General features: G+C 64.2%; 12 protein-coding genes. 1 reads left to right on the top strand and 11 read right to left on the bottom strand.

Translation table 11 applies throughout. From position 1 onward, the window contains the following. Positions 1-209: 209 nt before the first annotated feature. The 9 genes from dtd to hutC all read right to left on the bottom strand — a co-directional run bounded on the left by dtd (position 210) and on the right by hutC (position 10,244). Positions 210-647: a D-aminoacyl-tRNA deacylase gene (gene dtd / locus AC5O5I_RS26090; protein ID WP_172220205.1), complete on the bottom strand. Its 438-nt coding sequence runs from the start codon at positions 645-647 to the stop codon at positions 210-212. Beyond that, entirely contained in the window at positions 644-1,615 is a 972-nt protein-coding gene (gene pip, locus AC5O5I_RS26095) for a prolyl aminopeptidase (protein ID WP_016489576.1), read from the bottom strand. The genes dtd and pip overlap by 4 nt, the downstream gene beginning before the upstream one ends. Before the next feature lie 175 nt (positions 1,616-1,790). Next, entirely contained in the window at positions 1,791-2,594 is an 804-nt protein-coding gene (hutG, locus tag AC5O5I_RS26100; protein ID WP_172220211.1) for an N-formylglutamate deformylase, read from the bottom strand. Positions 2,595-2,604: 10 nt separating this feature from the next. After that, entirely contained in the window at positions 2,605-3,810 is a 1,206-nt protein-coding gene (gene hutI, locus AC5O5I_RS26105) for an imidazolonepropionase (protein WP_172220214.1), read from the bottom strand. Positions 3,811-3,825: 15 nt separating this feature from the next. Next, positions 3,826-5,229 carry an amino acid permease gene (locus AC5O5I_RS26110; protein WP_172285446.1) on the bottom strand — a complete coding sequence of 468 codons (1,404 nt, stop codon included), beginning with the start codon at positions 5,227-5,229 and terminating at the stop codon, positions 3,826-3,828. A gap of 154 nt (positions 5,230-5,383) precedes the next feature. Further along, a complete protein-coding gene (gene hutH, locus AC5O5I_RS26115) occupies positions 5,384-6,916 on the bottom strand; it encodes a histidine ammonia-lyase (RefSeq protein ID WP_172232388.1) in 1,533 nt (510 codons plus the stop codon). Between the two features lie 107 nt (positions 6,917-7,023). Next, the gene (gene hutU, locus AC5O5I_RS26120; RefSeq protein ID WP_172285445.1) at positions 7,024-8,697 is read right to left on the bottom strand and encodes a urocanate hydratase; all 1,674 of its coding nucleotides are present in this window, start codon (positions 8,695-8,697) and stop codon (positions 7,024-7,026) included. A 267-nt stretch (positions 8,698-8,964) separates the two neighbouring features. Further along, positions 8,965-9,537 (bottom strand): HutD/Ves family protein, encoded by a 573-nt coding sequence (locus AC5O5I_RS26125; protein ID WP_494511780.1) that lies wholly within the window; start codon positions 9,535-9,537, stop codon positions 8,965-8,967. Then, complete coding sequence (gene hutC / locus AC5O5I_RS26130; RefSeq protein WP_494512790.1) at positions 9,534-10,244, bottom strand: histidine utilization transcriptional repressor HutC; 711 nt, start codon at positions 10,242-10,244, stop codon at positions 9,534-9,536. The genes AC5O5I_RS26125 and hutC overlap by 4 nt, the downstream gene beginning before the upstream one ends. 144 nt (positions 10,245-10,388) lie before the next feature. Here hutC and AC5O5I_RS26135 point away from each other — a divergent pair, with 144 nt between their 5' ends. Then, on the top strand, positions 10,389-11,753 hold the full coding sequence (locus AC5O5I_RS26135; protein WP_494511781.1) for a formimidoylglutamate deiminase: 1,365 nt from the start codon (positions 10,389-10,391) through the stop codon (positions 11,751-11,753). Between the two features lie 32 nt (positions 11,754-11,785). On the opposite strand, the gene AC5O5I_RS26140 is transcribed toward AC5O5I_RS26135, so the two are convergent. Then, positions 11,786-12,358 (bottom strand): lipocalin family protein, encoded by a 573-nt coding sequence (locus AC5O5I_RS26140; protein ID WP_172231293.1) that lies wholly within the window; start codon positions 12,356-12,358, stop codon positions 11,786-11,788. Further along, a complete protein-coding gene (gene bamE, locus AC5O5I_RS26145; protein ID WP_043200628.1) occupies positions 12,355-12,609 on the bottom strand; it encodes an outer membrane protein assembly factor BamE domain-containing protein in 255 nt (84 codons plus the stop codon). The genes AC5O5I_RS26140 and bamE overlap by 4 nt, the downstream gene beginning before the upstream one ends. Positions 12,610-12,692 lie beyond the last annotated feature (83 nt).

Raw genomic sequence — 12,692 nt, forward strand, 5'->3', positions numbered from 1 at the left:
GGGTTGGCGAGCACTGTTCGGACCCCGTGAGGGCGTAATGATTCCCCAAACGGATCCAGACAATGCTCGAGTCAGAGTGAAACGAACCTGCGAACGCAGGTCCATGCAGCGCGCGATTATCCAGCAGGTCGCGTGACAACGCATCAGGCTGGAACAACTATTTATTGTACAAAACCCCTTGTTTGCCCATAAACAAAGGGTTTTTGACCTCATATTTGTAACAAGAATGTCACTGGGCCATCATTGACCAGGTGCACCTGCATGTCCGCGCCGAATCGCCCGCTCGCCACATCGGCGTGCTTGCCTTTGGCCTGCTGCAAAAGATAGTCGAACAATTCGGCGCCCAGGGCCGGCGGCGCTGCCGTCGAGAAGCTCGGGCGCATGCCGTTGCGGGTGTCCGCTGCCAAGGTGAATTGCGACACCAGCAGCAACCCACCCCCGACATCCTTGAGCGACAGGTTCATCTTGCCCTGCTCGTCGCTGAACACACGGTAGTTCAACAGCTTGTGCAGTAGCTTGTCGGCCAGCTCAGGGGAATCTTCAGGCTCGACCGCGACCAGCACCAGCAAACCCTGGTCGATGGCGCCGACCACCTCCCCCGCAACTTCGACACGCGCACCGCGCACACGCTGCAGCAGCGCCCTCATGCTTCTTCCAGGGGCAGGTCGAGCAGGCGCCGGGCCATCTGGTCGGCCGCACGCACCAGGGCATCGGTGATGCCAGGCTCGGAGGCGGCGTGGCCGGCGTCACGAATGACCTTCAACTCACTGTTGGGCCACGCCTGGTGCAGCGCCCAGGCATTGTCCAGCGGGCAGATCACGTCGTAACGGCCATGCACGATCACTGCAGGCAAATGGGCGATTTTCGGCAGGTCGCGGATCAGCTGGTCCGGCTCGAGGAACGCGTTGTTCATGAAATAGTGGCATTCGATGCGGGCAATCGACAGCGCGCGCTGCGGCTCGGAGAAGCGGTCGACTACCAGCGGGTTGGGGCGCAGGGTGGCAGTGCGGCCCTCCCAGGTGGACCAGGCCTTGGCGGCATGCATCTGGGCGATCTGGTCGTTGCCGGTGAGGCGCTTGTGGAATGCCTTGACCAGGTCGCCGCGCTCTTCCGGCGGGATCGGCGCAATGTAGTCTTGCCAGTAATCGGGGAACAGACGACTGGCGCCCTCCTGATAGAACCACTCGATTTCCTGCGGGCGGCACAGGAAGATGCCGCGCAGGATCAGGCCGTGCACGCGCTCGGGGTGGGTCTGGGCATACGCCAGGGCCAGGGTCGAGCCCCACGAGCCGCCGAACAGTACCCATTTGTCGATGCCCAAGTGCTCACGGATACGCTCGAGGTCTTCGACCAGGTGCCAGGTGGTGTTGTTCTCCAGGCTCGCATGCGGCGTGGAGCGGCCACAGCCGCGCTGGTCGAAGGTGATGATGCGGTACAGGTTGGGATCGAAATAGCACCGGCTCTGGGCGTCGCAACCGGCCCCCGGGCCACCGTGGATGAACACCACCGGCAGACCTTCTGGCGAGCCGCTTTCGTCGACATACAGCACATGCGGCGCTTCCACGGCCAGATCGTGCCGGGCGTAGGGTTTGATCTGCGGGTACAGGGTCTGCATTGCGCACTCCGTGTGAGGTTTATTCAGCCGTGGGCCATCATAAACCTGAATTGCAGCAAGAGCATGCCCCCCGTGGTGAGTTCATGTGCCGAGCAGTCAACAGCGCTACCCCGGCGCTCGACCGGGCCTTCGCCGAAGCCGGGCTGAAGGCCTATGCCGAGGCGAATGCCAAGGGTCAGACGCCGTAGCGCTGCTTCCCCCAGGCCAAGGTTTCCTCAAGCAAGTGGCGCAACACCTGGCGGGTAGGTTGGGCCAGGTCGTCGCGGTAGGCGAAGGGCTCGACCTCATTCATGTAGGTACTCTGCGCCAGCTCCAGTTGCACCGCATGAATATGCTGAGCGGGGTCGCCGTAGTGGCGGGTGATGTGCCCGCCCTTGAAACGGCCATTGAGCACATGGCTGTAATTCTGCGCCTGGGCACACACGTCCTCCAGTCGCTCGGCAAGCGCCGGATCGCAGCTGGCGCCGTTGAACGTGCCCAGGTTGAAGTCCGGCAGCGTGCCATCGAACAGATGCGGGATGTGCGAACGGATCGAGTGGGCGTCCCACAGCAGCGCATAGCCAAACTGCTCACGCAGTCGAATCAGCTCATTGCGAAGCGTGTCGTGGTACGGGCGCCAGATCTGCTCAAGGTATTGCTTGCGCTGCTCGGTCGTCGGCTCCAGGCCTGCCTTGAACAGCGGCTCGCCCTCGAACAGTGTGGCCGGGTACAGGCCGGTGGTAGCGCCGGCGTACAGCGGCGTGTCGTCATCCGGGCGGTTGAGGTCGATGACGAAGCGCGAATACTCCGCCGCCACCACGCTGGCCCCCATCTCTTGAGCAAAGTCATACAGCTGCGGGATGTGCCAGTCGGTATCCGGCAAGCTGCGCGCCTGCTCGACCAGCCCGTCGCGAACGGCGTCGGTCAGGTTCAGCCCGGCATGGGGCATGCTGATCAACAGCGGCAGGCTGCCTTGGTGAAAACTCAGTACCTTGTCCATCTCGCCTCGCTCAGTTGGAGATTTCGTGGCCCTTGCGCACCACGCGCTTGGGCAGGTCGCCGCCCAGCCAGTAGGCCAGGTCGGCAGGGCGTTCGATTTGCCAGGCGACGAAGTCGGCCACCTTGCCCGCTTCCAGCGAGCCGTGGCTCTCGCCCAGGCCTAGCGCCGTGGCGGCGTGTACCGTGACACCGGCCAGTGCTTCTTCTGGCGTCATGCGAAAACACGTGCAGCCCATGTTCAACATCAGCCGCAGCGACAACCCTGGCGAGGTGCCGGGGTTGAGGTCGCTGGCCAGGGCAATCTTCACCCCGTGGCGGCGCAGGGCGTCCATCGGCGGCAGCTGAGTTTCGCGCAAGAAGTAGAAGGCCCCCGGCAGCAGCACGGCGACAGTGCCGGCTGCAGCCATGGCGATGGCGTCTTCTTCGGTCATGAATTCCAGGTGGTCAGCCGACAGCGCCTGGTAGCGCGCCGCCAGGCTTGACCCGTGCAACGACGACAGCTGTTCGGCGTGCAGCTTGACCGGCAGGCCCAGCTCGCGCGCCTTGATGAACAGTCGCTCGACCTGGGCCGGGGAGAACGCCAGGTGTTCGCAGAACGCATCCACCGCATCCACCAGGCCTTCTGCGGCCAGGGCCGGCAGCATTTCGTCGCAGATGTGCGCGATGTAGTCGTCGGCGCGGCCAGCGTACTCCGGTGGCAAGGCATGCGCGGCCAGGCAGGTGGCACGCACCGCCAGCGGCAGCTCGTCGGCCAGGCGCCGGGCCACGCGCAGCATCTTGCGCTCGTTGGCCAGGTCCAGGCCGTAGCCGGACTTGATCTCGATGGTGGTCACGCCATCGCGCATCAATGCCTGAACCCGCTGCCGGGCACTGGCAAACAGCTCGTCCTCGCTGGCCGCACGGGTGGCCCGCACGGTGCTGGCGATGCCACCACCCTGGGCGGCAATTTCGGCGTAGCTCACGCCTTGCAGGCGCTGCTCGAACTCGCCGCTGCGGTTACCACCAAACACCGCATGGGTGTGGCAGTCGATCAGCCCCGGGGTGACCCAGGCGCCGCCCAGGTCAACGGTGCGCTCGGCATCGACCGGCGCCAGCTCGGCCCGTGGGCCGATCCACTCGATCAGCCCGGCATTGGTCACGATGGCCGCGTCCTCGATGCTCGAGTAGCGGCCCTCGGCCATGGTTGCCACATGGCAATGCTGCCAGAGGGTTCTCATGCACAATCTCCTTTGCTAGCGGTGCAACTCGACCGGCTCCGATACCGGCTGGCCCTGCCCTGCCCGCGGCTTGCACCACAGCAGGTAGGAGGCCACCAGGAACACCACCCAGACCACCCCGACCAGCAAGGCCGGCTGGCTGTCCGGGAAGTAGCCGAGCACGCCAAAGATGAACACCATGAACGCAATGGCCATGGCCGGGCCGTATGGCCAGAACGGAACCGGGAACTTGAGCTGGGCAACCTCTTCACGGCTCATGCTGCGGCGCATGGCCACCTGGGTGACCAGGATCATCAGCCACACCCAAACGGTGGCGAAGGTGGCGATGGAGGCAATCAGCAGGAACACGTTTTCCGGGATCAGGTAGTTCAGCAGCACACCGACCAGCAGTGCGGCGCCCATCACCACCACGGTCATCCACGGCACGCCATGCTTCGACAGCTTGCTGAAGCTGCGCGGGGCGTGACCTTGCTGGGCCAGGCCGTACATCATGCGGCCGGCGCCGAAGATGTCGCTGTTGATGGCGGAGATCGCGGCGGAAATCACCACCACGTTCAGCACTGCGGCGGCAGAGCCAATGCCCAGGTTGCTGAATATCTGCACGAACGGGCTGCCCTCGCTACCGATCTGCGGCCATGGGTACAGGCACATCAGTACAAACAGGGTAAGCACATAGAACAGCAGGATGCGCAGGGGCACGGCGTTGATCGCCTTGGGGATGACCCGCTGCGGGTCCTTGGCTTCACCGGCGGTGACGCCGATGATCTCGATACCGCCGAAGGCGAACATCACCACGGCAAAGGACGCGATCAGGCCGCCTACGCCATTGGGCATGAAGCCGCCATGCTCGAACAGATTGCTGACGCCCACCGCCTGCCCGGTACCTACCTGGCTGAAGCCGAAGGCCATGATGCCGAGGCCGGCCAGGATCATCGCCACGATGGCGCCGACCTTGAGCAGCGACAGCCAGAACTCCATCTCGCCGAACACCTTGACGTTGCACAGGTTGAGGCCGCCGATCAGGAACACGATGCCCAGCACCCAGATCCAGCGGGCCACTTCCGGGAACCAGAAGCCCATGTAGATACCGAAGGCGGTGACGTCGGCAATGGCGACGATGACCATCTCGAAGGCGTAGGTCCAGCCGAGGATGAAGCCGGCCATGGGCCCCAGGTAGGTGCTGGCGTAGTGGCCGAAGGAGCCGGCAACCGGGTTGTGCACGGCCATTTCACCGAGCGCGCGCATGACCATGAACACGGCGGCGCCGCCGATCAGGTAGGCCAGCAGAACAGCCGGGCCGGCCATCTGGATGGCCGAGGCGGAACCGTAGAAAAGCCCGGTACCGATAGCGGAACCGAGCGCCATGAAACGGATGTGCCGGGCACTTAGCCCGCGCTTGAGACCTTCAGCTTGTTGCATGTCACGTCCTTAAATTGTTTTTGTGGTCGTGAGATCGATAGGGGCTGCCTTGCAGCCCAATCGCCGGCAAGCCAGCTCCCACAGAGACAGGGTTTGCGCCGTCAATGTGGGAGCTGGCTTGCCGGCGATGGGCCGCACAGCGGCCCCGGGGGCATTACAGGCTTGGCAGTACACCCGCCGGCAGCAAGCCGGTCAGGCTACCCTTGGCCAACAGTTCCACAGCCTTTTCGATGTCTGGCGCGAAGAAGCGGTCACGGTCGTAGTGCGGCACTTCGCTGCGCAGCGCCTGGCGCGCCTGCTCCAGCTTGGCCGAGGTCTTCAGGCCTTTGCGCAGGTCAAGGCCCTGGCAGGCGCCCAGCCATTCGATGGCGAGCACGCCGCGGGTGTTCTCGGCCATTTCCCACAAGCGCTTGCCGGCAGCCGGGGCCATCGAGACGTGGTCTTCCTGGTTGGCCGAGGTCGGCAGGCTGTCGACGCTGTGCGGGTGCGACAGGGCCTTGTTTTCGCTGGCCAGGGCGGCTGCGGTGACCTGGGCGATCATGAAGCCGGAGTTGACCCCACCGTTTTCCACCAGGAACGGCGGCAGCTGGGACATGTGCTTGTCCATCATCAACGAGATGCGGCGCTCGCTGAGCGAGCCGATTTCGGCAATGGCCAGGGCGAGGTTGTCGGCGGCCATGGCCACAGGCTCGGCGTGGAAGTTACCGCCGGAAATCACGTCACCTTCGGCCGCGAATACCAGCGGGTTGTCCGACACGGCGTTGGCTTCGATACCCAGCACCTCGGCAGCCTGGCGCAACTGGGTCAGGCAGGCGCCCATGACCTGTGGCTGGCAGCGCAGCGAGTACGGGTCCTGGACCTTGTCGCAGTTCTTGTGCGACAGCGACACTTCGCTGGAATCGCCCAGCAGGTCGCGGAAGCAGGCAGCCGTGTCGATCTGGCCGCGCTGGCCACGCACCGCATGCACCCGTGCATCGAACGGCGAACGCGAACCCAGCGCCGCTTCCACGGTCAGGCCGCCACAGGCGATGGCAGCGGCGTAAAGGTCTTCGGCATGGAACAGGCCACGCAAGGCATACGCGGTAGAAGCCTGGGTACCGTTGAGCAGGGCGAGGCCTTCTTTGGCGGCCAGGGTCAGCGGCTCCAGGCCGGCGACTGCCAGCGCTTCAGTGGCCGGCAGCCACTGGCCCTTGTAACGCGCCTTGCCTTCACCCAGCAGCACCAGCGACATATGCGCCAGCGGTGCCAGGTCACCGGATGCCCCCACCGAGCCCTTGAGCGGGATGTGTGGGTAGACCTCGGCATTGATCAGGGCGATCAGCGCATCGATTACCTTGCGACGAATGCCGGAGAAGCCACGGCTTAGGCTGTTGACCTTGAGCACCATGATCAGCCGCACCAGGCTGTCGTCCAGCGGTGCTCCGATGCCGGCAGCGTGCGACAGCACCAGCGAGCGCTGCAGGTTTTCCAGGTCGTGACTGGCGATGCGGGTCGAGGCCAGCAGGCCGAAACCGGTGTTGATGCCGTAGGCCGTGCGGTCTTCGGCGAGAATCTGTTCAACGCAGGCGACGCTGTCGTTGATCGGCTGGTCGGCGCTGGCATCCAGTTGCAGGCGCACGGGCGCGGCATGGATTGCGCGCAGCTGGGCCAAGGTCATGGTGCCGGGCTTGAGGTTCAATTCGGTCACTTCGCTACTCCAATCGCGTGGAACCGCAGGCCCATCTGTGGGTGCCTGCGCGCTCCTTCTTGTTGTTCAGTATCACCCCTTGCGGGGTGCGATCCAAAGCGCGGCTATCAGCCGGTGATCATCGGCAGGTCCAGGCCCTGCTCCTTGGCGCAGTCGATGGCGATGTCGTAACCGGCATCGGCGTGGCGCATTACGCCAGTGCCCGGGTCGTTGGTCAGCACGCGGGCGATACGCTCGGCGGCCTCATCGGTACCGTCGCAGACGATGACCATGCCCGAGTGCTGGGAGAAGCCCATGCCCACGCCACCGCCGTGGTGCAGCGAAACCCAGGTGGCGCCGCCAGCAGTGTTGAGCAGGGCGTTGAGCAGCGGCCAGTCGGAAACCGCATCGGAGCCGTCGCGCATGGCTTCGGTTTCGCGGTTGGGGCTGGACACCGAACCAGAGTCCAGGTGGTCGCGACCGATCACTACCGGCGCCGACAGTTCGCCGCTGCGCACCATTTCGTTGAACGCCAGGCCCAGCTTGGCGCGCAGGCCCAGGCCAACCCAGCAGATACGCGCCGGCAGGCCCTGGAAGCTGATGCGCTCGCGGGCCATGTCCAGCCAGCGGTGCAGGTGGGCGTCGTCGGGGATCAGCTCCTTGACCTTGGCGTCGGTCTTGTAGATGTCCTCGGCTTCACCGGACAGCGCCGCCCAGCGGAACGGGCCGATGCCACGGCAGAACAGCGGGCGGATATAGGCGGGCACGAAACCCGGGAAGTCGAAGGCATTGGCCACGCCTTCTTCCTTTGCCATCTGGCGGATGTTGTTGCCGTAGTCGAAGGTCGGGATGCCTTGCTTCTGGAAGTCCAGCATGGCCTGTACGTGCACCGCCATCGACTGCTTGGCGGCCTTTACCACTGCTGCAGGCTCGGTCTGTGCGCGGTCGCGGTACTGTTCCCAGGTCCAGCCGGCGGGCAGGTAGCCGTTCAGCGGATCGTGGGCGCTGGTCTGGTCGGTGACCATGTCCGGGCGCACGCCACGCTTGACCAGCTCTGGCAGGATTTCGGCGGCGTTACCGTGCAGGGCGATGGAGATGGCCTTGCCTTCGGCGGTGTATTTGCCGATGCGCGCCAGGGCGTCGTCAAGGTCGGTAGCCTGCTCGTCGACATAGCGGGTTTCCAGGCGGAAGTCGATGCGGCTCTGCTGGCACTCGATGTTCAGCGAGCAGGCGCCAGCCAGGGTGGCGGCCAGTGGCTGGGCGCCACCCATGCCGCCAAGGCCGGCGGTGAGCACCCACTTGCCTTTCAGGCTGCCACCGTAGTGCTGGCGGCCGGCTTCGACGAAGGTTTCATAGGTACCCTGGACGATGCCCTGGCTGCCGATGTAGATCCAGCTGCCGGCGGTCATCTGGCCGTACATGGCCAGGCCCTTGGCGTCCAGTTCGTTGAAGTGTTCCCAGTTGGCCCAGTGCGGCACCAGGTTGGAGTTGGCGATCAGTACGCGCGGGGCATTGCTGTGGGTCTTGAACACGCCGACCGGCTTGCCGGATTGCACCAGCAGGGTTTCGTCGTCTTCCAGGCGGGTCAGGGTTTCGACGATCTTGTCGTAGCACGCCCAGTTGCGCGCGGCGCGGCCGATACCGCCGTATACCACCAGTTCCTTGGGGTTTTCCGCGACCTGCGGGTCGAGGTTGTTCATCAGCATGCGCAGTGGCGCTTCAGTCAGCCAGCTTTTGGCGGTCAGCTTGTTGCCACGTGGGGCACGGATTTCAACGTCACGGTATTTGTTGTTGTCGGTCACGGGAAAGGTCCTCTGCGGTCGTTCGCGGGCAGGTGTGTCGTGGTTGATATACAAACACACCTTTACTTGTATGTACAAGCATGGACAACCAAAATAATCGGACCGGCCCGCTGAATGGTTCGCAAAACAAGGGGCCGCTGCGCGAACCCAATCGCCGCACGCCAGCTCCCACCCGTACGCATTAGCCTTGAAAGCAGCGGCGTACCTGTGGGAGCTGGCTTGCCGGCGATTGGGCTGCGCAGCAGCCCCTTACTGGCTAACCAGATGTCAGCGCGGCATCAGTTCGATCAGGCAGCACCGTCCCTGCACATTCAGCCCCAACAACCCGTCGTTGCTCTCCAGCCGCAGGCAGTCATACAAACCCAACTGCTGCACATCTCCCCCCGCCATAGCCACCTCGACCAAGCCACTGGCTGCAAACAACAGCACCGTCGAAGCCGAGCTATACACCCGACTGGTACCATCCAGCCACTGCAACCGCGCCGTGTAACGCTGCGGCGCATAGATCAGGTTGAAATCGCGAATCGCCCCACCCAGCAGCTTGCAACTCACCTGGCTTTCACCACCGAAGGCAAAAGCATCGAACGGCAGCAATGGCCGGCTGGCCTCACCGTCGACCTGCAGGCGCATGCCATCCCCTTGCAACACGGTGATGATCCGCTGATAACCGGCAAACGTGGAGAAGCCGCCCGATTCCTCGATATCGGCAATCGACAGGCGCCAGCCAAAGCCGTCCAGGCCTTCGCCACTGTCGCGGGTGATTTCCTCGGTGAAACCACCACCGTTCTTCCACGGCATGCGCGGGTAATCCTGCGCACGCAACAACTGCAACTGGCTCATTTGCTGAAACGTCCTTCGAGGCGATGACGGGAACCGGGGTGGATCAGCCGGGCAGCCGTCACCGGCTGGCGGCCGGACCAGGTACGCCGGCGAATCAACAGGCAAGGCTCGCCCCGCTCGATCTGCAGCAGGCGGCACTCTTCCGGCTCGGCCAGGATCGCCTCCACCACGTGCTCGCCCTCGGTCAGCGGCGCTACCTGGGACAGATAGGCGTAAGGGGTCTGCCGGGTGAAGTCCTGCTTGAGGTACTCGGGGGCGATGACCGCGTTGACGTAGCGGTCTTCGATCTGCACCGGAACACCGTTCTCGAAATGCACGATCAACGAGTGGAATACCCGCTGGCCTTCGCGCATGTCCAGCGCCAGGGCCCGCTCGGAGCCGGCCGCTTCCTCGGCAAGGGTGATCACCTGGCAGCTATGCTGATGGCCTCGCGCGGCAATTTCGTCGGCGATGTTGTTGACCTCGAACAGCGCCGAACGGCCCTTGGGCTCGGCCACGAAGGTGCCCACCCCCTGCATGCGCACCAGCAGGCCGTCGGCGGTGAGTTCGCGCAGGGCACGGTTGATGGTCATGCGGCTGAAGCCCAGCTGGTTGACCAGTTCGCTCTCCGAAGGTACCCGGTGATGCGGTGGCCAGCTGCCGTTGTCGATCTGCTGGATGATCATCTGTTTGACCCGGGCGTAGAGCGGCGCCGGGCCCTCGCCCATCTGGGCAACCAGCGCGGAGACAGGAGGTGTCGGCACGGCGTTGGATCCTTGTGCAAATGGAATGAGCGGTAGCTTGCCGCAGTTTACCCGGCAGGCAAACGCCTGTATATGTATATACAAGTTAACAATAACAGGATTTCACCGATGTCCGCCTACTTCGCCGAACGCGCCCTGCTGCCTACGGGCTGGGCCAGCCATGTCCGCATCGAGGTCGCCAGCGATGGCAATGTAGCCAGCATCCAGCCAGGGGCTTCGGCTGAAGGCGCCGAACGCCTGGGCGGCCCGTTGCTGCCGGGCATGCCCAATCTGCATTCGCATGCGTTCCAGCGCGCCATGGCGGGCCTGGCGGAAGTTGCCGGCAACCCCAACGACAGTTTCTGGACCTGGCGCGACCTGATGTACCGCCTGGTCGGGCAGATAAGCCCGCAGCAACTGCAGGTGATCGCTCGCCAGTTGTATATCGAGATGCTCAAGGCCGGTTACACCTCGGTGGCCGAATTCCACTACGTTCACCATGACCAGGCCGGCAAGCCTTACGCCGACCCTGCCGAACTCTCGCTCAGGATCAGCGCGGCTGCAGCCGACAGCGGCATCGGCCTGACCCTGCTGCCGGTGTTGTACAGCCATGCCGGTTTTGGCGGGCAGGCACCGAACGACGGGCAGCGGCGCTTCATCAACGCGACCGACCAGTACTTGCAACTGCAGGCACAACTCGGCCCGCTGCTGGCCGCGCAGCCGGCGCAACACCTGGGCCTGTGCTTCCATTCGCTACGGGCGGTGACCCCTGCGCAGATCGCCGAGGTGCTGGCCGCCAGCGACAAGCAATGCCCGGTGCATATCCATATCGCCGAGCAGCAGAAAGAAGTCGACGACTGCCTGGCCTGGAGCGGACTGCGCCCGTTGCAGTGGCTGTACGAGCATGTGGACGTAGACCCCCGCTGGTGCCTGGTGCATGCCACCCATGCCCAGCCGGATGAGGTCACCGCGATGGCCCGCAGCGGTGCAGTGGCCGGCCTGTGCCTGACCACCGAAGCCAACCTGGGTGACGGGATATTCCCGGCAGTGGACTTCCTGGCCCAGGGTGGGCGTATGGGTATTGGCTCGGACAGCCATGTGTCGCTGAGCGTGGTCGAGGAGCTGCGCTGGCTGGAATATGGCCAGCGGCTGCGCGACCAGCGGCGCAACCGGCTGTATCGCGGCGACCAGCCGATGGTCGGGCGCACGCTGTATGACGCCGCACTGGCAGGCGGTGCGCAGGCACTGGGGCAGGCGATTGGCGAGCTGGCAGTGGGCAAGCGTGCCGACTGGCTGGTGCTTGATGGGCAGGACCCTTACATCGCCCTGGCAGATGGCGATGCCATTCTCAACCGCTGGCTGTTTGCCGGTGGCGATCGCCAGCTGCGCGATGTGATGGTGAACGGGAAGTGGGTGGTGCGCCAGGGGCGGCATGCGCAGGAAGAGCACAGCGCGCGGGCGTTTGCCGAGGTGTTGCGGCAGCTTTTGGGTTAGGTTTACTGGGGCTGCTTTGCAGCCCCAGAAAATCAGTGCATTTTTACGATTTGCTGATCGGACGCGCGCCAGATCAGTCGACTGGTGTCATAGCCTTGCTGCCGCGCCTTGGACAACAGGCTCTCGCGCTCCCAAGCCGCCAGCGACGGCGTCCGCGACAAGATCCACAGGTACTTGCGGTCCGGGCTGCCAACGATGGCGGTACGGTAGCGGTCGTCTACATACAGGATCCAGTACTCGCCCCTGGCCACCCCTGGCACCAGCTTGGTGAACCAGTTGTCGAACTCTACCCACAGCTTGTCGGTATGCCCCGGCTCCTGAATGCTGGCATGGCCTTCGGCGCGCAGCCACTCATCCCCCATGGTGCGGCAGCGGTTCAGCACACCATAGGAACCGTCGGGCTTGAGGTTGTAGTGCGCCTCGGACTGCTCGCAGTCGGCCTGGTAGCGCATGGGCAGGCGCGCCAGCTCGTACCATTTGCCCTGGTAGCGCTTGAGGTCGACATTGCCGGCGGTTTTCGGCGCCAGCGGGTCGTGCACCGAGCCTGCACAACCGCCCAGCAGCAACGCCAGGCATACCCCCATCAGCAGGTACAAAGGCCTCATTTGAGGCCCTGCCCTGAATACATCAGCACCTTGTCAGCCGCGTACTGCACGCTGATGAAGCTCTTCTCGTCCCCCCAGGTGCAGCTGCTCATGCCCAACGCGCCCGAACACTCGGTCGGCGTGCCGAGCAGCTGTTCGACCTCGGCCTTGTTCATACCGGCCTTGATCCTGGAATAGTTTTCCTGGTTGATCTTGCTGCAGGCAGTCAGGACGACGCACAGCGACAACAGGGCGAGGGAACGCAACGACATGAAGGACACTCCTGAAGAAGGGTAACAGGCGAGTGGCCTGCAGTGACCTTCGACGGGAAAATCCCTCCCGGGTTCCCTGACCT

This window comes from Pseudomonas sp. 9_2_1, assembly GCF_059295275.1.

Bases quoted from the DNA above. Each gene is read 5' to 3' on its own strand.
- dtd (WP_172220205.1), bottom strand. From the start codon at position 647: ATGAGGGCGCTGCTGCAGCGTGTGCGCGGTGCGCGTGTCGAAGTTGCG.
- pip (WP_016489576.1), bottom strand. From the start codon at position 1,615: ATGCAGACCCTGTACCCGCAGATCAAACCCTACGCCCGGCACGATCTG.
- hutG (WP_172220211.1), bottom strand. From the start codon at position 2,594: ATGGACAAGGTACTGAGTTTTCACCAAGGCAGCCTGCCGCTGTTGATC.
- hutI (WP_172220214.1), bottom strand. From the start codon at position 3,810: ATGAGAACCCTCTGGCAGCATTGCCATGTGGCAACCATGGCCGAGGGC.
- AC5O5I_RS26110 (WP_172285446.1), bottom strand. From the start codon at position 5,229: ATGCAACAAGCTGAAGGTCTCAAGCGCGGGCTAAGTGCCCGGCACATC.
- AC5O5I_RS26125 (WP_494511780.1), bottom strand. From the start codon at position 9,537: ATGAGCCAGTTGCAGTTGTTGCGTGCGCAGGATTACCCGCGCATGCCG.
- hutC (WP_494512790.1), bottom strand. From the start codon at position 10,244: ATGGGCGAGGGCCCGGCGCCGCTCTACGCCCGGGTCAAACAGATGATC.
- AC5O5I_RS26135 (WP_494511781.1), top strand. From the start codon at position 10,389: ATGTCCGCCTACTTCGCCGAACGCGCCCTGCTGCCTACGGGCTGGGCC.
- AC5O5I_RS26140 (WP_172231293.1), bottom strand. From the start codon at position 12,358: ATGAGGCCTTTGTACCTGCTGATGGGGGTATGCCTGGCGTTGCTGCTG.
- bamE (WP_043200628.1), bottom strand. From the start codon at position 12,609: ATGTCGTTGCGTTCCCTCGCCCTGTTGTCGCTGTGCGTCGTCCTGACT.